Origin of the sequence: Sphingomonas sp. Leaf407, from assembly GCF_001425385.1 — a bacterium.
In the GTDB taxonomy this organism is placed as follows: Bacteria; Pseudomonadota; Alphaproteobacteria; order Sphingomonadales; family Sphingomonadaceae; genus Sphingomonas.
This window is the reverse complement of the sequence record NZ_LMQO01000001.1, coordinates 1,088,188-1,111,988: the sequence shown is the minus strand read 5'-3', so window position 1 is coordinate 1,111,988 and position 23,801 is coordinate 1,088,188. Positions and strand designations below refer to the sequence as shown.

Sequence of the window (23,801 nt, the reverse complement as noted above, 5' to 3'; positions counted from 1 at the left end):
ATAGTCGCTGTAACCCGCAGATTTGCGTTGGATCGACGGAGGGCACCTCCGCCGCATGAACGTCCGGGTTTGGTGGTTAGCCGCCGTTCCATGAGAGAAAAGCGTTGACCAAGTAGACGGCGATCAGCCCACCCAGCGCAACGACATTCACGACTTTAGACCGGCTGATGAAGGCAGTTCCGACCAGCACCCAATACAGGCCTATCAGAGAAATGCCGGACATCGACATGGGCTGTGCAGCTTGCCACGCCAGTAGCGAGAACGGGATCGCGTTGCAGGCCCAAATGCCTGGCAAGACTATCCTTCGATGATCGAGATAATGAGCATCAAGGTCCGTTCCGTCTTCCCAGGACTGCGGGAAAATCCACGACGCGGCAAGATAGTAGACGCCGGTGATGACAAGCCCGGCCAATAATGTCCCGTAAGATACCGGGATAAGCGCGCGAGCCGCCCAAGCACCATCCCAGAACGACAAAACGTCGAGCATCACAAAGATCGCGAGCAAGGGTGTCAACCAGCCGGCGCGGATACGACCATGAAATTGCAGGGTCTTGGCCAGCCCGGAAAGAACCTCGACAAGCGTGAATCCAAGCAGGAGGCCAAAAAGCGTGAAGGCGAAATTGAAAGCGTCCATCGGCCTTGTCTAGCGAGATGGCGCATCTCCGCAATTGGGCGTGAGCAGACATCGCGGGTATCGTACCGCGGATCTAAGGGTATCAGCGGTGCGCTTCCCCGCAGAAAAGCGTGGGCATGGCGGAGGGTGCCTCCGCCGCACGAACGTCCGAATCTGGTCAGAAACGGACATTCGTGGGATCGCCCGAGCTAGGTCCGGTTAGGTTAGAAGCGGACAGGTGCCGGACGGATCAGGCAGGAAAGTAAATACCACACAGTTTGTTACCGTCGGGGTCACGAAAATAGGCCAGTTCGATGGTACCCATCGAGGCCGTTTCGCGCGGTCCGGGCGGAGCTTCGATCGAGGTTCCGCCAGCGGCGACGGCGGTGTCGTGAAGCTGCTTCACCTGCTCGGGCGAGTTGCAGGAAAAGGCGACGGTGCTGCCGTTGGCGACACTTGCCGGTTCGTCGTTGATTGGCTGGCTGACGATGAAGTTGGTCCCGTTGCCATTGTTGTAGATTAGACGTGTATGGCCGCTATCGGCGATGTTCCGCGTCCCTTCCCCAGCACCCAAGGTGCCGAGCACCGTGTCGTAGAAGCGCTTGGACCGTTCAATGTCGTTCGATCCGACCATGGTGTGAAAAAGCACACATACTCTCCTAGAGCCCGATCGATTGCCGATCAGTCTTTCCCGTCTTACGTAACCGACACATGACCCGCAGTCATCCCTGCGCCTTCGGAATGCCCGCTACTGGGTGTTCGCGGACAGTAAGGGTACCGCGCCGTCCGTTTGCGGGTATCGGGGCTTGGCTAACCCGCGGGAAACGGCGCGCACGGCGGAGGGATCCTCCGTCGCGGTAATGTCCGGTAGTGGTGGCTAACTGCCGTTCGCTACGACGACGATAACAGCGCTTTACCTGCCTCTGTCCATGCACCGCCCCGGCCCGAGCATGAGACAAGCCCATATTTCGCGAGCAGGGCAATAGCGTCTTCGCCAGCACCCATAGCCTCATGATCCAGCCAATCAGCTTTCCCGCTGCCAAGATACTGCTCGCACATCCAAGCAAGGGCGGTCAGCAGGTGGCGTTCCTCGTTGGTCACCCAGAACTTTTATAGCAGCGAGGCACAATTGCAATGTCCGCAACTGGGCGGAAGTGGACGTCGCGGGTATCAGATCATCCCCTTGCGGGTATCAAGCTTCTATCAGGCCGCAGAAACGCTGATGTCGGGCGGAGGGTAGCTCCGCCCCGCGCGCTTGCAATGTTGGATTTGGTTCGCTTCATGTTCCACATGGAGCCGACCCGTAGCATCCTGATCGGTCTTGCCGTGCTGCATCGAAAGTTTGTCGGTGCGACCGCGGATCCGTACCCGAAGGCGGCAGAACTGCGGGCTATCCTCGCGCTGCTACACGCTCTGTCCGACGGGGAGCGACATCCGTTCGACGGCTTCTGGAAAGCGGCGACCAGCCCGCGTCTGCCGATCGAGAATGAGACGACGTGCCTTGTGATCCGGCGAAATGACATGCTTGCCCATTGGCACGGCATCCTTCGCGCGTTCGGGTGGGAAGCGTCCATTCCGCTGATGGAAGCGATCCACCGCGCCGAGGCCCCCGATCGCCCACCGGTGCCGCCGGCCCAGCAGGAGCGGCTGTGACGACCGGCGGAGCCGTCGGTCAGACGAGCCGTGGCAATTGGGACGATTTTGCTTATATTGATCCGGGGGTTGGCTAATACTGGAATGGACACGCACGATCGTCTGAGTGCTGAAATGGTGAGCCGGCGACAATTGGCGCTCCGGTTCATCAAAAGCTATTGGTCGACCAACAATTGCTCGCCGAGCTACGGTGAAATTGCTGCCGGCATCGGCGCGGATCATGGTCGAGCGCGCGAAGCGGTAAAAAGCCTGGTCAAGGCGGGCATCGTCAACCAGCAGCGTGGCGTCCCTCGCTCGATCACGCTGCCGACCGAGGAGGAAGCCGTGCTGGCTGCGCTTCGCCAAGTCGGATGGCGGATCAACGCAGAGATTCGCGAGCTGATACCACCCACATTATCGCCACTGCCTATTCCTGCCGCGCTGGACCACATCGCGGATGTCGAGGGGTGGGATAGCGATGCAGCAGGAATCAGCGGTTGAGGCAAAGGTGATGCGGGCGATCGTTGCGCGCGAGCACCGCACCGCGCTTGCCGAACGCCGCGACGCGCAGGCCGCGCACGCTGCGGCGACCGCACCGACGCCGTCGACGGTGAGCTGGTCCACGAAAGCCCCGAAGCGGCGCAAGCCATCACCGGTCGAGGCAGCGCTGGCGGCGCGCGCGCTGGACCACAAGCGCGATTGGGCCGCCCGGCATCCCGAGGCAGCGCGCGCCGAGCGGGCGTTCCGCAAGGAGCGCGCGGTGATGATTGATCGGTGGGCCAAGCGTGGCGACGGCACCGCCGAGACGCACGAGCGCGCCGGCCGCGTTCACCAGGGCGCGCTTGCCCGGCTCTATGCGAGTGGCGGCATCACGGCGGACCAGCTTGCCTATGCCGTCGAGATCGCGACGGTTTCCGAGCGCATCGGCGCCGACGTCACCGTGAAGACCGCCAGCCTCGAGACACGCATCGATTCCGGGCGGCGCGGGGACGGGACGTTCTATGAAGCGCTTTCCCGCGTGCAGCACGAAGTCGCCTATACCTATTGGCGCGAGGCGATCGAGGGACCGGTGCAGGCCGTGCTCGATATGATTGTGGGCGATACGATCGGCTTCACCGTCGTCGCCAAACGGTACAATATGCACAATCGTCGCGCGAAGCGGCTGCTGATCGCGGCGCTGGACGCATGGCCGCGCTTCCTGAGCCACGGCCGGCACGTCGTGACCGAGGAGACGCTGACGCTCTTCCACGCTGCGATTTCCTGACGCGCCCACATTTTCGCCACTGCCAAAGTGGCCACGAAACGGCCAAATCCGACCCCGCGATACTTGCGTCCGCCGCCCGCCGCCCATCCCCGGGCAGGCGGGCGTCGTCGTTTTCGGGAGGATGCCATGGCCGATACCGTGCCGCTCCTCGACGCCCTTGAGCGTCTGTCCGACGACCTGGACCGGACCATCGCGCGCGGTCGCACCGCCACCCCGAGCCAAGGGCTGTACGAGGTGCTTGCGGACGAAGCGCGTGGGATCGCCCGTCGGCTCGATGAAGCCGCCCGGGGCAAGTGTCGCACCCCTTCCAATCCGCCGCGCTATGTCAGCCCGGACGGCAGCAAGGCAGCATGGTGATGATGCAGCAGCGGGTCGATCTTCAGAAGGTGCGGGCAGCAGCACAGGGCAAACCCGAGGAGGTCGTGCCGGTGACGCGCGGGTTTCTTGACCTCGTCGAGCGTGAGCTGGCGTTCTATCGCGGCCGGGTGGCGGCATGACCGAGAAGCGCCCCCCCGCCGCGATCGACGTCGGCGGCCGCCTGTACCTGCGGGACGCCAAGGGCAATTTGGTCCCGTTGGAGGCGGTCAAAGCGGCCGACCTGCTGATCGACGAGACAGTGCGGTGTGTTTTGGTCCGGGCACGCGAGCTGTCGGCCGCGATCGCCGCGTTTAAGGCCGATACCTCCGATCAGGTGCAGGCCCTGCTAGAGCTGCTGGCGCAGCAGTATGGCGCGCCAATGGGTGGCAAGAAGGGCAATCTGACGCTCACCACCTTCGATGGGTGTGAACAGTTGAAGGTGCAGGTGTCGGACCAGTTCGAGTTTGGTCCCGAGCTACAGGCGGCAAAGGCGCTGATCGACGAATGCCTGAAAGAATGGGCGAGCGACGGCCGCCCGGAGATCCGCGCAATCGTCAACCGCGCGTTCTCCGTCGAAAAGGAAGGCCATATCGATCGCGCGGCGATGTTCCTGCTGCTGCGCGTCGAGATCACCGACGCACGGTGGCGGCGGGCGATGGACGCGATCCGCGACAGTATGCGTGTCACCGGGTCGAAGGTGTACACGCGGCTCTATGAACGTCCGACGGGCGATGGCGCGTGGAAGGGCGTCACGCTCGACATGGCATCGGCCTGAGCGATGCCGATGCAGCCGCCCCGCTTCGGTGCCCGACCGGGCGCGAAGCAGTACGTCGGCGGCTACAAACACAAGCGCATTCGCGGCCGCGCTGGCGTCAAACTGCGGACGCAGGTGCGGATGGAAGAGCCGATGTGCCGGGTCTGCCTCGCTGCCGGCCGGACGCGGGCGACCGAGGAAGTCGACCACATCAAGCCGTTGAGCGCGGGCGGATCGAACGATCGGTCCAACTTTCAGGGTCTGTGCAAGCCCTGTCACTTCGAGAAATCAGCGCGCGAGAAGCGCTGATCCGCCGCCCCGGGCCGGGGGGGGTGGGTCAATCTCTAGGCAGGCCGGACCCCGGACACCGGCGGTCAGGGAAACTTTTGAATAGGGCTATTCAAAACTTTTTTGTTGGAGGCTTCCGATGGGCAGCGGTGGTGCGCGGCCCGGGACGGGGCCGAAAAGACGGTCGCCCCTCTTAGGGCTGACGGCGGCCGAACGGACGCAGGTGCCGGCCACGCCGGGTGCCGCGATCAAGATGCTGCCGCCGATCCACCTCTCCGATCTGGCGCAGCTCCTGTTCAACCAGATCGTCGACCAGCTCGAGATCGAGGGGCGGGCTGACGCGAGGTATGTGCAACAGGTCGCGCTCCTCGCGATCCGGCTCGAGCAGATCCAGCGATGGCAAGCGGTGCTGGAGACGTGCGGCGACACCTACGAGCAGATTTCTGCCACCGGCAGCGTGACATACCGTCCGCGTCCCGAAGTGCGGATGCTGTCCGACGCCATGCGCCAGTCGCAGTCGCTGTTGGGTGAGCTGATGCTCAACCCGGTTGCCGCGCTCAGGATCGCGGCCGGCAAGAACGACGCGCCGGGCGACTGGGACGACTTCTGAGCGCGTGGTTCGCGCGCCGGGGGCGGTGCGGGATTACCCCGCGATCGCCAAGCAGTATGCCGCCGACGTCGTGTCGGGGAAGATCGCGGCCGGCAAGTCGATCCGCCTGCAATGCAAGCGGTTCCTCGACGAGCTGACCAAGGCCGGTATGGGGCTTTTCCCATACCGGTTCGACGACGATCGCGCGGCCCGGCCGTGCCGGTTCATCGAGAAGCTGCCGCATACGAAGGGGGAGTGGGCACGGCAGAAGAAGCGGCTGTCGCTGGAGCCGTGGCAGATCTGGAACATCGCCGTTGTCTTCGGGTGGCTCCACCGCGACGGACCGCAGAAGGATACCCGGCGCTTCCGGCGCTGGTTCCTGATCGTGCCGCGCAAGAACGGCAAGAGCGCAATCGCCGCCGGCGTCGGGCTGTACATGCTGTGCGCCGACCAGGAATTCGGTGCCGAGGTCTATTCGGGTGCGACGAATGAGAAACAGGCGGGCGAGGTCTTCCGGCCCGCGCGGCTGATCGTCGATCGCACCAAGCCGCTGCGCGATCGGTTCCGCATCCAGTTGCTGGCGAAGACGCTGTTGCGGCCGGACGATGGGTCGAAATTCGAGACGATCGTTGGCGATCCGGGTGACGGCCAGTCGCCGAGCTGCTCGATCCACGACGAGTATCACGAGCACAGCGACGACGGGCAGGTCGATACGATGCTGACGGGCATGGGCGCGCGCACGCAGCCCCTGCAATTCCTCATCACCACCGCCGGTGAGAACCTCGCAGGTCCTTGCTATGCGATGATCCTCGAGCAGCGCGAGCGCCTCGCCGGCATCGGTCACAACGGCGGCCCACCGCTCGATGACGACACGTTCTTCGCCGAATACACGCTGGACGAGGACGACGACTGGCGGACCGAGAAGGCGCTGCGCAAGGCCAACCCCAATATCGGGATCTCGGTCAGCCTTGAATATCTGCTGGCCCGCCAGCGCGATGCGATTTCGACGCCCCGGAAGCGGGGCATCTTCAAGACCAAGCACCTCAATATGTGGGTCGCGGCCAAGGCCGCGTTCTTCGATATTGAGAAGTGGCGGAAGTGCGTCGACCGGACGATCCCAGTCCGCTTTGCCGAGGCGGCCGAGCTGGAGCGGTTCGTCGGCCGACGGTGCATCATCGGCCTCGATCTGGCGTCGAAGATCGACATCGCTGCGATGGAGTTTCTGTTCCCGCCGATCGGCAGCAAGGCGACGGTCGACGATCCGTACATCCGGCTCGGCCGGTACTTCCTGCCGTCCAAGGCCGTCGAGGATGTCAGCGCTTACCAGGGCTGGGATGCCGATGGTCTGCTGGACGTCAGCGCGTCGAGCGACATCATCGACTTCGAAGAGATCGAGATCGCGCTCGACCAGGCGCGTGATCTCTTCGACGTCCAGACGATCGCCTATGATCCGGCGCAGGCGACCATGCTGGTCAACAGGATGGTCAAGAAGGGCGCGCCGATGCTGGAGTTCCGGCAGAGCGTGTTCACGCTGTCCGAACCGATGAAGCAGCTCGATGCCTTCACCCGCGCCGGACATATCGCCCATGCCGGGTGCCCGGTGATGGAATGGGAAATGAACAACGTGATCGCGTCGCCCGACGCAATGGACAACGTTCGCCCGCGCAAACCGCGCAACGAAGCCAAGATCGATAACCCCGTCGCGCTCATCATCGCGGTCGGGGTCGCGCTGTCCGGCGAAGAGGAGGAAGCCATGACCACTTCGCCTTACGACGATCCCGAATTCAGCATGGCTTCGGCATGAGGTGGTGGCCCTTCGGCCGCGCGGCCGAGACGCGATCGTTAGAGCGCGCGCCGATCGCGATCTCGTCCGCCAGCCCGGAAGAGCTGCTTCAGCTATTCGGCAGCACCGGGGACGGCGGGCCGGTCGCGATGCCGATCGTCACCATCGAGTCCGCGCTGGAGGTGCCGGCCGTATTCGACGCGGTCAGTTTCCTGTCGCGCACCATGGCAGCGCTGCCGTTCCACGCCTTCGCCACTATCGACGGCAAGCCGAAGCGTAGCGACGGCGATCTTCAGATGCTGCTGAACGAGGCACCGAACCCGGAGTGGTCGAGCTTCGCTGCCCGTCAGTATTTCTGGCAGCAGGTGTTCACCAGTGGACGCGGGCTGTTCTGGATCGAGCGTGTCGGCACCAAGCCGGTGGCGCTGTGGCCGATGAACCCGCGCGCGACGACCGTCCGTCGGCGCAAGGGTCGCAAGATCTATACCTGCGAGGGTAACGACTATCCCGCCGGCGACGTGATCGACGTCCCATTCATGCTGAAGCCGGACCAGCTCAACGTCTATTCGCCGATAGTGAAGGGCCGCGACGCGATCGGGCTGATGATCGCGATGAACCGCTACGCCGCGGGCTTCTTTGCCAGTGGTGGCACGCCGCCGCTCGCGCTCGAGGGGCCGATGCCGAGCGGCCCAGATGGCTTCAAGCGCGCAATGGCGGACATCAAGCGCGCGATCGACGCCGCCCGGGCGGCGGCCGCGCCGTTCTTCGGTATCCCGCCGGGCTATTCGCTGAAGGCGTTGTCGATCGACCCCTCCAAGGGTCAGATGACCGAAGCGCGGCTGTTCCAGTTGCAGGAGATCGCGCGGCTCTACGGCCTGCCGCCGGTGTTCCTGCAAGATCTGTCGAAGGGCACCTTCAGCAATACCGAGCAGCAGGACATCCAGCTCGTAAAGCACCTGATCGCTCATTGGGCGAAGGCGCTGGAGGACGAGTGCAACCTCAAGCTCTTCGGGCAGCGCCGCCGGTCGCGGTACGTGCAGCACATCCTAGACGGGCTCCAGCGCGGCGACTTCAAGGCGCGCACCGAGGCGTTGGCGCGGGCGATCATGACCGGCCAGCTTACCCCCGACGAGGCGCGGGCGCTGGAGGACCGGCCGCCCGATCCGTCAGGCGCGGGTGCCAAGCTTTACATGCAGGGCGCGACCGTGGTGCTCGGCACCACGCCGGCCGCGCCGATCGGACACAATGGCGGTCCGCCGCTCGACAAAGACGAGGAGAAATCGGATGCCGATGCCGACGCCATCGCGGACTGACGGGCGCGAGACGCGCGCGATCGCCGTGCCGCTCGAGATGCGTGCGGCGGCCGAGGGCGATACCGGCCGCACCGCGACCGGCTATGCCGCCGTGTTCGGTGTCGAGACCAGTGTGGGTGGATACTGGAACGAGGTGATCGCCCCCGGTGCCTTCGCGGCCTCGCTGACGAAGCGCGACGTAATCGCGATCCATACCCACAATACCGGCCGGGTGCTGGGGCGGATGCGCGCCGGCACGCTGTCGCTTCGCGAGGATGCCAAGGGGCTGGCGTTCGAGAACCTGTTGCCAGACACAACCGACGGGCGCGATCTGGCAGTGCAGATCGACCGCGGCGACATCGCCGGCATGTCGTTCGGGTTCATCGCCACGCGCGAGGAATGGGACGACCGGGTCGAACCGCCGAAGCGGACCATCCTCGAATGCGACCTCTATGAGATCACCTATACGCCGCTGCCGCAATATCCCGATACCGAGGTCGGGATGCGGTCGCTGGACGCCGCGCGGAACGAGCGGCGATCGTCGCCGCCCGTACCGACCACGACGATCGCCCGCCGCGCCCGGCAGGCACAGGCCGAACGCGGCCTCTGATCCGCCTCCCGGCGCAAGCCGGCACCGGGCTGCGCGTGTCCCGCGTGCCGCCCCCGTCACCCGCCCACCGGCGGGTTTTTTTGTGTCTGGAGACCATCCCCATGCCGACCCTTACCGAATACCACGACCAGCGCGGCCAGCTCGTGACCGAAGCGCGCAGCGCACTGAACGAGATCGAGTCGAACACCGACGACGCGCGGACCGTCGAGCTGGAACAGCGCCACGACCGGATCATGGCCGATCTCGACAAGCTCGACATCAAGATCAAGCGCGAGGAGCGCACCAAGGCGCTGGAGGCGCAGCAGGAGGAGCGCAGCGAGCGCCTGCGCCCGCGTGGTGGCGATCTCAACGCCGACGACCCGGAAGGTCAGGGCGGCACCCGCACGACCGAGCAGCGCCAGGCCGAGTATCGCTCGGCGTTCTGCGACTGGATGCGCGCCGGGTGCGACGCCGGCGAGCTGACGACCGAACAGCGCACGCTGCTTCGCGCCGGTTTCGTCGAGCAGCGCACGCAGCTCGCCGGTACCGCCGTATCGGGCGGCTATACCGTGCCGCGCGAGCTGGCGAGCGAGATCGTCAGCACGATGCGCGATTGGGGACCGATGTACGACGGTGACGTCGTGCGGACGATTACCACCGGGTCGGGCAATGAGTTCGACATCCCCACCAACGACGACACCGGCAAATCGGCCAAGGATATGGCCGAGGACGACGACGTCGCCGATGACGGCGCCGACGACATGGTGTTCGGGCAGAAGCGCCTCGATGCGTTCATGGACGTGACGAGCTGGATCAAGCTCAGCTTCGTGCTGATGCAGGATTCGGCGTTCGATCTGGAGGCGTTCATTGCCGAGGCGATCGGCGAACGGCTCGGCCGCAAGGCGAACCGCCGCCTGACGCTCGGTACCGGCAACAATCAGCCGAACGGCATCGTCACCGCCTCGACGCTCGGCCATACCGCCGCTGCGGCCGCGGCGATCACCGCCGACGAAATGATGGTCCACCAGCATTCGGTGAACGCGGCATACCGCCGTTCCCCGAAATGCGCGTGGATGTTCGCCGACACCACGCTGCTCGCCCTGCGCCGGCTGAAGAATGGTCAGGGCAACTTCCTGTGGCAGATGGGCGACATCCGCGCCGCACAGCCCGCGCTGCTGCTCGACAAGCCGTACCACATCAACGACGATATGCCGGCGATGACGACCGGTCAGAAGCCGATCATCTTCGGCGATCTCAACCGCTACTGGGTCCGCAAGGTCGGTGCGCCGCTGGTCGGGACCGTCCGCGAGAAGTTCTGGCCGAAGGTCGGTCTCGCCGGCCTCATCCGGTACGACGGCGAGTTGATGGACGACGCGGCCGTCAAGCATCTGAAGATGGCGTGACGGTCCGGCGGGCGGGGCATTCGTCCCGCCCGCCGTTTCCCCGACCGGCGCGTATCGCCGGTTCGGCAAGCGAAAGGATCGCCATGCAGATCAAGATGACCGCCGGCCTCTCCGGTCCCGATTATTCGTTGTCGCCGGGCGACAGCGTGCCTTTCGATGATGTCGAAGGGCAGCGCCTGATCGACGCCGGCTTTGCCGAGCTGGATGCCGACAAGGCGGTGGTGGGTGAAACCACGACCCCCGTGCCGGTCGATCTGGCGAAGGCAAAGGCATAGCCGATGTTAGGTGCACCGCGCCTGATCGCCGCCGCCGGCGACGTGCTGGTCCCGATCGAGGAGCTGCGCGACTTCCTGCGGATCGATGATGCTGCGGCCGACGTCGAGATCGTGGGATACCTTGTCGCAAGTCAGACCGAGATCGAGCGCCGTACCGGCTACCGGCTCGGCCGGCAGACCGTCGAGGTTCTTGGCGATAGCTGGGCGGATTTCCAACACCTGCTCGTCGGGCCCGTCCGGTCCATCGTATCGGCCCGGTACCAGGACCGCGCCGGCGTATGGACGGACTTGGCCGCAGACCGGCTCGAGCTGTTTGGTGCCGAGCTGGAGCAGGGCGTTCGCGCTGCGCCGGGCAAGGCGCTGCCGCAAGTCCGCCTCGATCGCGCGGTGATCGCGGTCCGCCTCGATGTCGGTAGCGAGGCGATCGACAAGCTGCTGCGCTGGGCGCTGCTCCTGTTGTGTCGGGGCAAGCTCGACGATGCGCCGGCGGACGTCGACCACCTGTTGTTCGACTTCCGAATCAATCCGTGAAGATCGCTACCGCCGCCTTGGACCGGCGCATTGTCATTCTGCGGCCATCGCTGGTCGACGACGGTACGGCGACGATCGCCGGTCCGCCCGCCGAGGTGGGCAAGCGCTGGGCGAAGAAGACCGACGTCAGCGATGGCGAGCGGATGCGCGCGGCACAGGAGGGGCAGACATTGACCACCCGCTTCCTCGTGCGCGCCGATGCGCTGACCAAGACAATCGACGGCACCTATGCCCTGACCTGCGCCGGCGTCACCTATCAGGTGACGGGCACGAAGGAATGGGGCGGTCGGAACATCGGCGTCGAGATCACGGCCACCGCGCAGCCGGCCCAGCTCGCATGAAGATGAAGATCCGCCTCGAGGGTGGCGACCAGGTCGCCCGCAAGATCAAGGCAATGGGCAAGGCCCTGACCCGCAAGACGCTGGTGCCGATCATCGCCGAGGAGCTGGAGCCGATGGCGCAGCAGATGCGCGACACCGCCGCGCGGCGCAGCGGCGAGATGGCGGACAGCGTGACGGTCAGCACCAGGCTGTCGCCGGCGCAGGCATCGGCCAACGTGCCGATCGCGCCAGTCGAGGTGTTCGCTGGCCCGGGGCCGCTACCGCAGGCGGTGCAGGAAGAATTCGGGAACGTCGACCAGACGCCGTCGCCGTTCATCCGGCCGGCGTTCGATTCACAGGTCAACCGCGCGATGCGGCAGGTCGCGGAGCGCGGTATCGACGTGATCCTCGCAGCCGGAAAGAAGGGCTGACGATGGAAGAGGCGTTTCGCTCGCTGCTGCTGTCGACGGTGCCGCTGTCGGCGCTGGTCGCGCGGCGGATCGATTGGGGGCTGCGACCGCAAGGCGACGCGCTCCCCGGGCTGACGCTTCAGCGGATCAGCGGCGCGCCGATCATGAATCTATCCGGACCGAGTGGCTGGTCGCGCGACCGTATCCAGCTCGACGCATGGGGCCGCACCTTCAAGGACGCGCGCGACATCGGCGACCTGCTGGCAGGGCACGCTGGCCGTGGCGGGCTGCTGGTCGGGCTGCGGCGCGACGTCGCCGGCATCCGCATGCGTGGCTTCGTCGTCGCCCGCCGCAGCGGCACCGACAGCGACAAGATCGGCCCGATCCACCGCGACAGCATCGATCTGATGCTGACCTACACCGCCCTCTAGGAGACCCCTTATGGATGTTCGTACCACGAAGCGTTTCGTGGATCGGGAGGCGCTTGCCGCCAATCCCGCCAATCCCGATGCCGCCGACACCCCCGCCGGCACCATCCTGAGCGTTAGTGCCGGCCGCGCGCTGCACCTGCTCGAAACCGGCTTCGGTCAGCCGATCGGCGTCGACCGCGCCACGCTGGAACGTCTGGCGCTGGCCGAGAGCGAGGCGGCGCTGCTGGCCAGCGTCGTGCCACTCGCGCCGATCGCGGTACCGCCTGCCGATCCCGCACCTGTCGCGGATGGCACGAGCGCGCCCGTCGCGTCGTCCAGCGAGCACGCCCCGGCCGACCCGTCCGACGGCGGCCCCGTCGACCTGACCAAGTAACCCGGCTCGGCCGGACAAGGAGACACCCATGGCTGCAACCGCTGCTGCGACCGACATCGGCTACATGATCACCTTCGGCAAGGTGGTCGGAAGCGTATTCACCGCCCTCGCCGAAGTCGCCGAGCTGACACTGCCCGAGCTGTCGCGTGATGCCGTCGATTTCACCCATATGACCAGCCCGGACGCGCACCGCGAGTTTAAGCCGGGTCTGTCGGATGCCGGTGAAGCCGGCATCGTCTACAACCTCATCCCGGGCGTGGCCGACGACGCAGTAATCCGCACCCACCTCGGAACGCGGGCCGTCGAAGCTTGGCGCATCGTCTTTCCGAACGGTGCAAAACTTGATTTCCGCGGCTTCGCCACCGCCCATGGCGGCGCGGTGCCGATGGAAGACAAGATGACCGGCACCGCGACCTTCAAGGTCAGCGGCAAGCCGACCATGACGCCGGCGGTCTGATCATGGCGGGGCATACCATGGCGGCTCGCAATCCGCATCGCGGCCAGCTCGGCATCGAAGTCGGCGATCTGGCGCTCACCTTCGCCTTCACCACCAACGCCTTGTGCGAGGTGGAGGAGGCGTTCGGCCTGGACGACATCACCCAGATCGAGCGGGTGCTGGGCGACAAGCCGTCGCTGCGTACCATCCGCACCCTCTTCCGCATCGGGCTGACCGACTGCCAGCCCGGGATGACCGATCAGCAGGCTGGCACGATCATGGAAGAGGTCGGCGGCCTCGAGCCGTCGCTCGAACTGATCCTGCGCGCGATCAACGTCGCGTTCCCGGATGCGGAGGCCAAGCCGGGAAACGGCGGCGCAAACCCTCCGGTGCCGGCGAAAGCCGGCCCTGGGACTGGCCGGCGCTCGCCATCGACTGGTGTTCGACGCAGCGGTGCGCGGAGCAATACTGGCGGCTGACGCCGCGCGAGATCGCCCTCGTGTTCGAAGGCGAAGCCAAGGCCGCTGCTGCCCGACATGACGCTGCCATGCAGGCGGCGTGGACGGCGGCGGCCTGCGGCCGAACGAAAAAACTGCCCAAGCTCAGCGATCTGCTGAGCGACAAGCCGCGCCCGAAGAAGGCGGCGACGTCGTGGCAGGCGATGCTGGCCAACGCCTCCGCATGGGTGGCGAGCGTCGGCTGATCCAGACCGAAGGAGACGCGGATGTCATCTGCTGTAGTGGGTGCCGCCCGCGTCGTCTTCGGCGCGGATGCGAGCGAATTCGATGCAACCGCCGCCGGCGTCGAGGGCGTGCTGGGTCGGCTGATCCAGAAATTCCATGACGTCGAGGCGAAGCTGAAGGCGGTCGGCACCGCCGCGACGATCGGCATCACGCTGCCCTTCGCCGGCATGGTCGCGGCGATCGACGAGGGGGCTGGCTCCTACGAATCGGCGATGAACCGCGTTGCCGCCGCGCTGCCCGACGCGTCGGCCGAGCAGTTGGACGCGCTGAGCGATGCCGCGCGCAAGCTGGGCCCGGCGGTCGGCAAGAACGCGACCGAAGCCGTCGATGCGGTAGATTCGCTTGCGCGTGCTGGCGTGAACGCCGGAGAGATTCTCGGCGGGGCGCTGGAAAGCACGCTGAAGCTGTCAGCCGCTGGCATGACCGACACCGGCAGTGCGGCGGGCCTCCTCACGGACGTGATGGGCCAGTTCGACAAGACTGCTGCCGATCTGCCCGACGTGATGACCAATATCGTCGGTGTCCTCGATGCGACCAAGCTCGGCTTCGACGACCTTCGTCTGGGGATTGGTCAGGGTGGCGCGATCGCAGCGGCCGCCGGCGTGAGCTTCCTCGATTTCGGGACCAGCATAGCGGCGACGGCGACGCAGTTCGCGTCCGGCGCCGACGCCGGGACCAGCTTCAAGACCTACATCCAGAGCCTCGTGCCCAAGAGCAAAGAGGCCGAGGTGGCGATGAAACGGCTCGGTTTGTCGTTCTTCGACGCCAAGGGCCAGATGAAGCCGATGGGCGAGCAGGCCGAGATGCTGCGCAAGCAGATGGCGGGCCTCAACGACAAGGACCGCACGGACTCGCTCAATACGATCTTCGGCGCGGACGCGGCGCGCACCGCGATCGGGCTGATGAAGCAAGGGCGGGAGGGGTTCGAGAAATACCGGGCGCTGGTCGCAAATGGGGACGTGAACGCCAAGGTCGCCAAAGCGATGGAGGGCACCGAACAGGCCGGCAAGAACATCGCGGCGGCGTGGCTGGAGCTGAAGATCGCCTTCGGCATCGACACCGGCCTCGTCGACGTCATCGCGCGGATCAAGAACGGCTTTGCCCAATTCCTGCTGGCGATCGCGCATCTGCCGGTCGGTGTGCGCAAGGCGATGGTGGTGATCGGCGCGATGGGTGCGGCGCTGGGTCCGCTGATTTGGGCGTTCACGCATGTCGGAGCGGCGATCATTGCCAATTTTGCGGCGGCGCGCTTCGGGATGATCGGTCAGGTCCTGCGTCTGCTGATCTCGCCGGTCAGCGCCATCCTCTCGCTGATCGGACAGGCTGGCCTGCGTGGCGCGCTCATGATGCTCGGGCAGCGGCTGCTGGCGCTGACCGGACCGGTCGGCGCGGTAATATCGCTGATGCTGCTGTTTAAGGACAACATCATCGCCGGGTTGAAGGCGGTGTGGACCGAGATCAGCGCTACGCTGGGACCGCCATTGTCGGCGCTGTTCGACAAGGTCCGGGCCCTGTTCGCCAAGCTGACCGGCGGCGAGATTGGCAGCTCGATCAGCGGCCTGATCGATATGTTGTCGGGGCTGAAGGACTTCATCGGCAACATCCTGACGGGTGCCATCCTGATCGCCGGCGAGATCATCGAGCGCGTCCTGTCCGGCATCATCGCTGCGATCAGTGGCATGGTCGACATCGTCAGCGGCGTCGTCGACGTCGTCAGCGCGCTGCTGCGCGGCGACTTCGCCGGGGCGTGGGAAGCGGTGAGCGGTATCGTCGAGACGGCGATCGACACCGTCATCGACATCCTGGCGGCGATGGCACCCGAGATCGGGGATTCGCTGAACGCAGTCTATCAGGCGGTCAAGACGTGGCTGGTCGACGGGTTTGCAGAGATCTCGGGATCGGTCGGCGCGGTCGTCCAGTCGATGGTCGACTATGTGCTGGGCGCGTTCCCCGGCGTCGTGTCGGCGGCGAAGGCGGTCTACACCGGCGTCAAGGCATGGCTGGTCGATGCCTTGGGCGGCGTGGTGAAGTGGGTGCGCGGCGCAGTCGCCGAGATCGTCGGCATGTTCCAGTGGATGTCGAAGGCGATCGGGCTCGACGTCGTGATCGCGCCGAAGGCCCCTGAGGTAAAGGCACCGCCGAAGGCGGAGGCGGCCAAGCCTGCGCCGGTCGCCCCGCGCACGCTTGCGCCCGAGGAGGGCAAGAAGAAAAAGGAGAAGAAGGAGCGCAAGAAGAAGGAGCGCGACCCGGCCGAGGACGCCGCCGATCGTGCACGCATGGCGACGCAGCTCGAGATCGAGGCCGCCCGCCTGCGCGGCGATCGCGAGGCCGAGGCGGCGCTGAAGCGCAAGCTGGATCTGGAACAGCAGATCGATGCGTACAAGCGCACCGGCCTGTCGCTCGCCGCTGCGACTGCGGCTGCCACCAAGGACATGGCGATCCTGGACGAAGCGCGCCGGATCGGCATGGCCAAGGAGCTGGCCGAGGACGAGGCAGCGCACCGGCTCGAGGTCGCCAAGCTGTCGGGCAATCGCTCGCTCACCGAGACGCTGGAACGGCAGGCCGAGATCGCCGATCGCATCCGTGCGTTCCAGCGTGAAGGGCTGACGCTGACCGAGGCGACGGCGCGAGCGACGCAGCAGCAGCTCGAGATCGATGAGGCGCGGGCGCAGGTGCGTGCCCGGCTGCTCGCCGACGAGGCGCAGGATCGCGAGCTGGAGCTGGCGCGCACGCGCGGCGATAGCGAGGAGCGCATCCGCCAGCTTCAGCGGGAGATCGACATCCGCAAGCGTGCCCGCGAGATCGAGGAGCGCGACCGCCTCGAGCCCGGGCAGGGCATCGAGCAGGCGACTACCGAATGGGATGAGAGCGACCGCGCCCGGCAGACCGGTGAATTCCGCGCGACCTTCAAGGACGGCATCCGCGCCGCGCTCGACGGCGATCTGAAGGGCTTCATCTCGGGCTGGTGGAAGGACCGCGTCGCCAAGGGGATGGAGGACGCGCTCAATAGCCTCGCCGACCTGTTCGGCGACCTGCTCGGCAAGCTGAGCGGTGGCGATGGTGGTGGGGACATTCTCGGCTCGATCGGTAACGCGCTGACCGGGCTTTTCGGCGGCAAGTCGGGCGGCGGTGCCGCCGCGCCGAAACTGCCTGGGTTCAAGACCGGTGGCGGCTTCAAGGTCGGCGGTCGCTCCGGGATTGATGCGAATATCGTCGCGTTCCGCGCCACCAAGGGTGAGATGGTCGACATCCGCCACGGCAATGACAATGGGCCGGCCGGCGCTCCAGCAGTCGTGCATCTGGTGATGGACGAGGGCGCGATGTTCGAACCGCGCGTGACCGGGATCAGCGGGGCGGTGACGACCCACCGCGTGCGCCAGAACAATGCGCGCGCGGCGATGACCGCACGGCAGACAGTTCGATGACGATGATCGAGCTGCCGCCGCGCCCGTCGCCGAACGCTGCGACCCCGGCGCTGGTCGACCGGGGCGGGGTGATGCGCGGGGCAAGCGCGATCCGGGTCAATCGCTTGGGCAACCACTACCGGATCTCGATCACCTATCCGCCGCTCGATGACGAGGACCGCGCCCGGGTGTTCGTCTCTCGCCTGATCCGCGCCAAGCGGATGGGGCTGCGCATGCCGTATCCGTTGCTCGGCGTCGACCAAGGCCGATGTGGGTGGGGCGTCGTCGTCGACGGCGGCGGACAGGCGGGCGATAAGCTGAAGGTGCGTGGCCTGCCGCGAGGTGGCGTGGTGCGCGAAGGTTTCTGGATGTCGATCGAGGACGCCAGCGGCCAGCACTATCTGCACAATGTTGGTGCCGAGGTGATGGCCGACGCGGCGGGCAAGGCGACGCTGTCGGTGGCCGACACCTTGCTGCGCCGTCCGTTCGCCGATGGATGCCGCGTCCATATCGCGCGGCCGATGATCGAGGGCGTGATCGATGGCGACGAGCTGTCGTGGGAGCTCGCGATCGATCACAATACCGGCATCAGCTTCGTGCTGGAGGAGGCGGCCTGATGCAGACTGTCACCCTGGCCGGGCTGGTGAAGATCTCGCTGCCGACGCGCGACGTGCTGCTGTGCGACGGAGGCTATGTCCGCTGGGGTGACGAGGAATATCTCTCGCTCGATCCGGTGTTCGGCACGATCGGTGTCCTCGAGGCGCTGACCGAAGGAACCGGGGACGAGCTGCCCGCCGGCAAGATCACCTTCCTGCCGCCCGAGCTGGCCGCCGCGATCGATCTGTCGCGGCCGGGGTTTCAGGGGTCGCGCGTCCAGATGTGGATCGCCGAGATCGACGAGGCGACCGGCGCGCCGATCGGCGCGCCCGACAAGATGGCCGACTGGCAGAGCGACCGCACCATCCTGCGCCGGGGTGGCGAGGTGCCGCGCTCGCTCGAGATGGTGTGCGTGTCGCGCTCGCAGCGGCTGCTGGTGCGCAACGATGGCAACGCGATGTCGACGACCGGCCATCAGCGCCTGTTCCCCGGCGAACGCGGGCACGACAATGCCTTGGGTATGGAGATCGAGGTGGCATGGGGTGTCGCCTCGCCGCCGCGCGGGGTGCAGGCGGCATGATGCGCGATCTGGCGCAGCGTGCCGAGGCGACGCAGTCTGTCGTCGATCGGTTCCGCGCGCGTCCGTTCGGATGGGCGACGGCGGGCACCTGCATCCACCTCGCGCGCGCACAGATGCGGGCGCTGGGCCACCGGCCGCCGCCGATCCCGCGGTTCCGTTCGGCGATCGGCGCGCGTCGGGCGCTGATGGCGACGGGTCACGCGGATCTCGCCGGCCTGCTCGATTCGATGCTGCCGCGCATTGCGCCGGCGGCGATGTGGGTCGGTGATCTGGCGCTGATGCGGGGCGACGGTGAATTCGACGCGATCGTCGTGTCGGCCGGCCGGCTGATGGCCGGCTATCATTCCGACGAGCGGCACCGCGGCGTCGTCAATATCGAGGCTCACGACTTCATCGGGGCGTGGCGGTTGTGAGCGGTGTCCTGCGCGTCGTCGGTGCGGTCGCTGGCATCGTCGCCATGGTGCCGAGCCCGATCCAGCCAATCGCCGCCGCCGTCGCCGTCGCGGCGAATATCGGGGGGGCGCTGCTCGCCAAGAAGCCGGCGCCGGTCGCGACCGGGTCCGTCAACAAGACGACCATCGGCGCGAACCAGCCCCGGCCGTACATCATCGGCGAGACCTACTATGCCGGCAATCGGCGGCACTGGACTGGCTATGGCGGGAAGGTCGGGGGCGTCGAGAACCCCTATTTGCTGATGGTCGACGTCTATTCCGGCGCGGGACCGGTCGAGGGGCTGGTGGCGCGCTATCTCGACTATGTCGAGCTGACGATGTCCAGCAATGCCGCGACCGGCTATGCCGCCGCCCATCTCTACAGCTACGACCAGCTCGGTCATACGCCCGAGCCGGCGGCGCTGGCGGTCCACTGGACGACCGCCCCAGGGTGGGGGGCGGACTACAAGCTTTCGAGCTACGCGGCGATCTCGTGGTGCCTGCGCTTCGACGAGGATGCCAAGATCTTCTCTGCCGGCGTGCCCGCGACCGGGGCAGTCTGGCGCGGGGTCAAGGCATATGACCCGCGCAAGGATTCGACCTACCCGGGCGGGGTCGGGTCGCACCGCTGGGCCGACCCGTCCGACAAGGTCGCGTTCGCCGCTGCGAAGGCGACATGGGAATGGACGCGCTGCCCGGGGCTGCACGGCCTGCGCTACGCGCTGGGGACGTGGGAGCGGGACGAGACCAGAACCGACGACCCGTATCTCAAGACCTTCGGCATCGGTATTCCGATGGACGGAATCCGTGTAGCCGACTTCGTCGCCTTGGCGAATGTCTGCGATGCCAATGGCTGGCATGTCGACGGGACGATCTTCGAGCCGGGCAGCCGCAATGAGAACCTGAACAATATTTTGGCCGCCGGCGGGGCCGAGCGCTGTTGGGTCGGCGGCCGCCTCGCGCTGAAGCTCAGCGCGCCGCGTGTCGCCGTCGATACGATCACCGAGGATGATCTGGCGACCGACGACGTCGAGGTAGGTGCGATGCAGGGGTGGGAGCAGCGGATCAACACGCTGACCCCGAAATTCCGCTCGGCTGCGCACAAATGGGAATATGTCCCGACGAAGCCGGTGCAGGTGGCGACGTTTCTTGCCGAGGATGGCGAGGAGAAGGGCGACGAGCGCCAATACAATCTCGTCCAGAGCGCGGACCAGGTGGCGCAGCTCGCTGCCTATGAGCTGTGGGACGCGCGCGAGCTGGGCGAGATCGTCATCACCTGCAAGCCGCGCCTGCGCCGCTATGGCCCGGGCGATCTGGTCATCGTCGACCTGCCCGACGACGGCCTGCCGGCGACGCCGTGCGTGATCCTGCGCCGGACGCTCGATCCGGCCACGATGACGGTGCAATTCGTGCTGATCGGCGAGACGGCCGCGAAGCATGCCTTCGCGCTCAGCCAGACCGGCACCGTGCCGCCGACGCCGGCGCTGGGCGGCACGCAAGCCTATGACGACGCGGTGCCGCAGCCGGTCGCTGCCCTGACCGAGACGGTCGCGGCACAGGCCGAGCTGATCGAGGCGCAGCAGCAGACGCTGACCGAACAGGCAACGCTCGTCGCGGCGCAGGCCGTGACGATCGAAGCGGTCAGCGGCCGCGTGAAAAAGCTCGAGGAAGCCGACCAGTAGGTCCGGCCCTCGCCAATCCAAGGAAATCGCCATGGCCACTACCGCCTCGCTGCCCATTACGGTGTGGCGCAATGACGACGTGTACGAGCTGCCGCTGCGCGTGCGCGGGCTCGATCTCACGACCGTCGCGCTGGCCATGCAAATCCGCATGCACGGCGACGCCTCGGGTCCCGCGCTGATCGATCTCGCCAAGGTGACGAATGGCAATGCCGAGGGCCTGCGCGTCGCCGGCGTCGTGATGGAGAACGGCCTGCCGGTCAGCGACGTGCGGATTCGCATCAACAAATCATCGCGCCAGGCGCTGCCCTACATGGGTGAGGCGGGCGATGCGTGCCGGCTCGAATATGCCCTGCTGATTGGGGGGCGCACCCGCCTGATCGGGCCGGTCATCCTGCCGGCGCACGCCTTCGGATCGGATGCCGCGCCAGCGTCGCGGCCGGCGAGCTGGGGCCGGGCGGCGAATGACGAGCTGCCGATCGCCGGCGCGACGCTGACGATCGCGGCCGACCAGCGTGTCGAACTGGTGATCGATGGCGCCGGCGAGACGGGCGCGCTGATCGAGGCAGGGCGGGCTGCTGCTGCTGAAGCGCAAGGCTGGGCCGAGGGTGAGAACCTCGCGAGCGGCCGATCGGCGCGTGCGTGGTCGCGCGAGGCGGAGCGGCAGGCGGGGGCGTCGTCGGTCGCGGCGGCGATCGCCGCCGGCTTCGTCGGGGGCGTGCTGTATCCGACGATCGCCGCCGGCCTCGCAGCGGCGCCGCCCGACGGCTTCTTTGCGGTGCGCGGTGAGAATGCCGCCATTTATGCCCGCCTCTACAAAAAGGTGAACGGGCAGGCTGTCGAGCAGACATATCTCGCCGGCGGCCTCGGCCTCGCGATGGTCGGCCAGCGCGCCGACAAGGGGCGGACGTTCGACGTGACCGACTATGGCGCGGTCGGCGACGGCGTCACCAACGATAGCCCGGCGTTCAAGCTCGCCAATCGCATGTGCGCACTGGCGGGCGGGGGCACGGTCTTCGTGCCCAAGACCAGCGCCTTCTACCTGATGGGCGATCCGTATCGTGTCGTCGGGACGGTCGGCGGCGGACCGAATGACCCGCCGTTCAATCGCGGCATTATCTCGCTGCTGCCGGGGGTGAGTTGGGCGTCCGATGGTGCCGAGGTGCGCGTGTCGGGTGGCAGGGCCTATTCCGGCTCGCTGTTCTATCACGACTTCTACGACGCCGGATCGCCCGACATCGTCGATGTCAGCTTCACCGGCCTGTTCCTGAACGGGAACATCGAGAACCAACTCCAGCCCTTCTATCCCAAGGGCACGACCGACGACGGTCGCATCTGGCAGCACGGACATGGTATCGCGATCTACCGTGGGCGCGGTCTGCGCGTTACCGGCTGCAAAATCCGGGGCTTCTGGGGCAATGGCGTCCACGTCCAGACCGAGCCATTCCCGGCCTATACCGACCTGAAGACGATCCCGCAGGTCAGCGTCGACACGAAGATCATGTTCAACGAATTCGTGGACATCTTCGGCATCGCGGTCTGCGGCTGCAACACACAGGCGATGGAGATCGCGTACAATTACATCCATGGCGATGGCTATTGGGTGGGCGCGATCACGCCCGAGGTCGCCTATGAAGAGGGCGTGATGATGGACTGGAACATCCATCACAATCTCATCGACTTCCGCGACGGCAAGCTACCGATCGAGAGCGTCCTCGCACTGACCAGCAGCACCGATCCAGCGGGCCAGCAATATCGCAGGCGCACGCGCCGCGCACTTTGCGCGATCCTCGCCTACAATCAGTACACCAACGGGAAGTATAACGACCACCTTCGTGGTATCCGTTTCACCGACAACGTCGTGTATCAGGGCTTCGTCCAGATCTACAATTTCGCCGACGTCGACGTATCGCGCAACAGCTTCTACGGCGCGTATGAGGATATGACCGGGGTCTTCCTGAGCGGCGGCGCGGTGATCGAGATCGGATCGTACAGCGATACGACGGGCCTCCATAACGCCCGCGTTGCCGACAATACGATCAACTGGGACATCGAAGGCTTCGGCATCAATGTCATGCGGACCGACGACATTCAGGTCAGCGGCAATCTCGTGAAGAAATGCCGCTGGGGCGGCATTCGGATTGCCACCTGTTCCGGGACCGTATCGCATAATCGCATCATCAATGTCGGCATGCCGGTATCCGACACGGAATTCGCGGCCAACCCGAGCTTGTCGCCCGGCTGCGTCGTGTACGGCACCTATTCGCGTCCGCTCTCCTTCTTCCACGAGGAGTATATCGAAAATCGTACCGGCGCGGCGCGGGCGATGCGGCATGGACTGGTGGTCAACGCCGGCCTCGATCCCGCCAAGGGCATCTACGCCCGCCTGTGCACCAGCACCGGCATCCTCGGCGATACCGTCAAGGATACCGGCGGCGAGGGCGGCGGGCCGGTGCGCGCGTGGGGCAATACCAAGGACGGCGACGATACCTTCCGCGTCAATCGCGGCCTTGCCGCGCGCAATGTCGAGACGTCGGGCAGCATCGTCAGCCGGGTCGGCCTCGTCCGCGCGCCGTATCTGGAAGCGACCGCCCCGGCCGGTGGCAAGGCGACCGTCTCTTTCCTCACCAACGATTACCTCGCTCTCCAATTCCATGCGAGTGAGGACGGCACCTTCGTCGCGCAGAAATTTGACGGGACGACGACGGGCAAGGGGGCTTTCCAGAGCAATATCTGGCACGTCACCGCCGGCGGCAATCTCGCGCTGGGGACCGATTGGCGGCGGCCGATGTTGCTGAACGGCACGCTGCGCTGCTGGTCGGTCGGCGGGCGCGTCTACACCAAGCCCGGAGCCGATCCGACGACCGAAACGGATGGCAGCCTGCTAATCCAGCGCGTCGCCGTGCCGGAGACAGCGACGTCGCCCGGCATCGAGGGCCAGAGCGCCTGGGACGCCTCCTATCATTACCTCTGCACCGGCGCGAACCAGTGGCGACGCACGCCGATCGCTACCTGGTAACGCATTCC

At 66.2% G+C, this 23,801-nt stretch carries 30 protein-coding genes; 27 read left to right on the top strand and 3 right to left on the bottom strand.

Features of this window, described 5'->3' with window-relative positions; all coding sequences use genetic code 11:
- Nucleotides 1-76: 76 nt before the first annotated feature.
- The 3 genes from ASG37_RS05020 to ASG37_RS17265 form a co-directional block, all read right to left on the bottom strand.
- Entirely contained in the window at nt 77-634 is a 558-nt protein-coding gene (locus ASG37_RS05020) for a hypothetical protein (protein WP_055756622.1), read from the bottom strand.
- A 229-nt stretch (nt 635-863) separates the two neighbouring features.
- Entirely contained in the window at nt 864-1,262 is a 399-nt protein-coding gene (locus tag ASG37_RS05015; RefSeq protein WP_055756619.1) for a VOC family protein, read from the bottom strand.
- A gap of 242 nt (nt 1,263-1,504) precedes the next feature.
- Nucleotides 1,505-1,714, bottom strand: coding sequence for a hypothetical protein (locus tag ASG37_RS17265; RefSeq protein ID WP_082448354.1), 210 nt, complete (start codon nt 1,712-1,714; stop codon nt 1,505-1,507).
- A gap of 189 nt (nt 1,715-1,903) precedes the next feature.
- Between ASG37_RS17265 and ASG37_RS05010 the strand changes: the two genes are divergently transcribed.
- The 27 genes from ASG37_RS05010 (at nt 1,904) to ASG37_RS04885 (ending at nt 23,793) form a co-directional block, all read left to right on the top strand.
- On the top strand, nt 1,904-2,266 hold the full coding sequence (locus tag ASG37_RS05010) for a hypothetical protein (RefSeq protein ID WP_156349173.1): 363 nt from the start codon (nt 1,904-1,906) through the stop codon (nt 2,264-2,266).
- Nucleotides 2,267-2,350: 84 nt separating this feature from the next.
- Complete coding sequence (locus tag ASG37_RS05005) at nt 2,351-2,746, top strand: hypothetical protein (protein WP_156349172.1); 396 nt, start codon at nt 2,351-2,353, stop codon at nt 2,744-2,746.
- Nucleotides 2,747-2,756: 10 nt separating this feature from the next.
- Nucleotides 2,757-3,509 carry a hypothetical protein gene (locus ASG37_RS05000; RefSeq protein ID WP_055756614.1) on the top strand — a complete coding sequence of 251 codons (753 nt, stop codon included), beginning with the start codon at nt 2,757-2,759 and terminating at the stop codon, nt 3,507-3,509.
- Between the two features lie 126 nt (nt 3,510-3,635).
- The gene (locus tag ASG37_RS04995; RefSeq protein ID WP_055756612.1) at nt 3,636-3,866 is read left to right on the top strand and encodes a hypothetical protein; all 231 of its coding nucleotides are present in this window, start codon (nt 3,636-3,638) and stop codon (nt 3,864-3,866) included.
- Nucleotides 3,866-4,006: a hypothetical protein gene (locus tag ASG37_RS17595; RefSeq protein ID WP_156349170.1), complete on the top strand. Its 141-nt coding sequence runs from the start codon at nt 3,866-3,868 to the stop codon at nt 4,004-4,006. The genes ASG37_RS04995 and ASG37_RS17595 overlap by 1 nt, the downstream gene beginning before the upstream one ends.
- Entirely contained in the window at nt 4,003-4,641 is a 639-nt protein-coding gene (locus tag ASG37_RS04990) for a DUF3164 family protein (protein ID WP_055756610.1), read from the top strand. Before ASG37_RS17595 ends, ASG37_RS04990 begins: the two co-directional genes overlap by 4 nt.
- Before the next feature lie 3 nt (nt 4,642-4,644).
- Nucleotides 4,645-4,929, top strand: coding sequence for an HNH endonuclease signature motif containing protein (locus ASG37_RS04985; protein WP_055756608.1), 285 nt, complete (start codon nt 4,645-4,647; stop codon nt 4,927-4,929).
- A 232-nt stretch (nt 4,930-5,161) separates the two neighbouring features.
- Nucleotides 5,162-5,518, top strand: coding sequence for a P27 family phage terminase small subunit (locus tag ASG37_RS04980; RefSeq protein WP_055757345.1), 357 nt, complete (start codon nt 5,162-5,164; stop codon nt 5,516-5,518).
- A 4-nt stretch (nt 5,519-5,522) separates the two neighbouring features.
- Nucleotides 5,523-7,301, top strand: a complete 1,779-nt coding sequence (locus tag ASG37_RS04975; RefSeq protein ID WP_055756606.1) for a terminase large subunit — start codon at nt 5,523-5,525, stop codon at nt 7,299-7,301.
- The gene (locus ASG37_RS04970; RefSeq protein ID WP_055756605.1) at nt 7,298-8,593 is read left to right on the top strand and encodes a phage portal protein; all 1,296 of its coding nucleotides are present in this window, start codon (nt 7,298-7,300) and stop codon (nt 8,591-8,593) included. The genes ASG37_RS04975 and ASG37_RS04970 overlap by 4 nt, the downstream gene beginning before the upstream one ends.
- Nucleotides 8,565-9,182, top strand: a complete 618-nt coding sequence (locus ASG37_RS04965) for an HK97 family phage prohead protease (RefSeq protein ID WP_235525219.1) — start codon at nt 8,565-8,567, stop codon at nt 9,180-9,182. Before ASG37_RS04970 ends, ASG37_RS04965 begins: the two co-directional genes overlap by 29 nt.
- Nucleotides 9,183-9,283: 101 nt before the next feature.
- A complete protein-coding gene (locus tag ASG37_RS04960) occupies nt 9,284-10,564 on the top strand; it encodes a phage major capsid protein (protein WP_055756601.1) in 1,281 nt (426 codons plus the stop codon).
- An 83-nt stretch (nt 10,565-10,647) separates the two neighbouring features.
- Complete coding sequence (locus tag ASG37_RS04955; RefSeq protein WP_055756599.1) at nt 10,648-10,839, top strand: hypothetical protein; 192 nt, start codon at nt 10,648-10,650, stop codon at nt 10,837-10,839.
- 3 nt (nt 10,840-10,842) lie between these two features.
- Nucleotides 10,843-11,370, top strand: a complete 528-nt coding sequence (locus ASG37_RS04950; protein ID WP_055756597.1) for a head-tail connector protein — start codon at nt 10,843-10,845, stop codon at nt 11,368-11,370.
- Complete coding sequence (locus ASG37_RS04945; RefSeq protein WP_235525218.1) at nt 11,367-11,711, top strand: head-tail adaptor protein; 345 nt, start codon at nt 11,367-11,369, stop codon at nt 11,709-11,711. The genes ASG37_RS04950 and ASG37_RS04945 overlap by 4 nt, the downstream gene beginning before the upstream one ends.
- Nucleotides 11,708-12,121, top strand: a complete 414-nt coding sequence (locus tag ASG37_RS04940) for a hypothetical protein (RefSeq protein WP_055756595.1) — start codon at nt 11,708-11,710, stop codon at nt 12,119-12,121. The genes ASG37_RS04945 and ASG37_RS04940 overlap by 4 nt, the downstream gene beginning before the upstream one ends.
- A gap of 2 nt (nt 12,122-12,123) precedes the next feature.
- Complete coding sequence (gp17, locus tag ASG37_RS04935; RefSeq protein WP_055756593.1) at nt 12,124-12,531, top strand: tail completion protein gp17; 408 nt, start codon at nt 12,124-12,126, stop codon at nt 12,529-12,531.
- A 10-nt stretch (nt 12,532-12,541) separates the two neighbouring features.
- Entirely contained in the window at nt 12,542-12,904 is a 363-nt protein-coding gene (locus ASG37_RS04930) for a hypothetical protein (protein ID WP_055756591.1), read from the top strand.
- Between the two features lie 28 nt (nt 12,905-12,932).
- The gene (locus ASG37_RS04925) at nt 12,933-13,361 is read left to right on the top strand and encodes a phage tail tube protein (RefSeq protein ID WP_055756589.1); all 429 of its coding nucleotides are present in this window, start codon (nt 12,933-12,935) and stop codon (nt 13,359-13,361) included.
- A 17-nt stretch (nt 13,362-13,378) separates the two neighbouring features.
- Nucleotides 13,379-13,819: a hypothetical protein gene (locus ASG37_RS04920; RefSeq protein ID WP_055757341.1), complete on the top strand. Its 441-nt coding sequence runs from the start codon at nt 13,379-13,381 to the stop codon at nt 13,817-13,819.
- A gap of 68 nt (nt 13,820-13,887) precedes the next feature.
- A complete protein-coding gene (locus ASG37_RS04915) occupies nt 13,888-14,043 on the top strand; it encodes a hypothetical protein (protein WP_156349169.1) in 156 nt (51 codons plus the stop codon).
- Nucleotides 14,044-14,064: 21 nt separating this feature from the next.
- Nucleotides 14,065-17,508 (top strand): phage tail tape measure protein, encoded by a 3,444-nt coding sequence (locus ASG37_RS04910; protein WP_082448349.1) that lies wholly within the window; start codon nt 14,065-14,067, stop codon nt 17,506-17,508.
- The gene (locus tag ASG37_RS04905) at nt 17,505-18,104 is read left to right on the top strand and encodes a hypothetical protein (protein WP_055756583.1); all 600 of its coding nucleotides are present in this window, start codon (nt 17,505-17,507) and stop codon (nt 18,102-18,104) included. The genes ASG37_RS04910 and ASG37_RS04905 overlap by 4 nt, the downstream gene beginning before the upstream one ends.
- Nucleotides 18,104-18,664: a hypothetical protein gene (locus tag ASG37_RS04900; RefSeq protein ID WP_055756581.1), complete on the top strand. Its 561-nt coding sequence runs from the start codon at nt 18,104-18,106 to the stop codon at nt 18,662-18,664. Before ASG37_RS04905 ends, ASG37_RS04900 begins: the two co-directional genes overlap by 1 nt.
- On the top strand, nt 18,661-19,077 hold the full coding sequence (locus ASG37_RS04895; RefSeq protein WP_235525217.1) for a DUF6950 family protein: 417 nt from the start codon (nt 18,661-18,663) through the stop codon (nt 19,075-19,077). Before ASG37_RS04900 ends, ASG37_RS04895 begins: the two co-directional genes overlap by 4 nt.
- Complete coding sequence (locus ASG37_RS04890; protein WP_055756579.1) at nt 19,074-20,777, top strand: phage tail protein; 1,704 nt, start codon at nt 19,074-19,076, stop codon at nt 20,775-20,777. Before ASG37_RS04895 ends, ASG37_RS04890 begins: the two co-directional genes overlap by 4 nt.
- A 31-nt stretch (nt 20,778-20,808) precedes the next feature.
- Nucleotides 20,809-23,793 (top strand): right-handed parallel beta-helix repeat-containing protein, encoded by a 2,985-nt coding sequence (locus ASG37_RS04885; RefSeq protein ID WP_057687651.1) that lies wholly within the window; start codon nt 20,809-20,811, stop codon nt 23,791-23,793.
- Nucleotides 23,794-23,801: the final 8 nt, after the last annotated feature.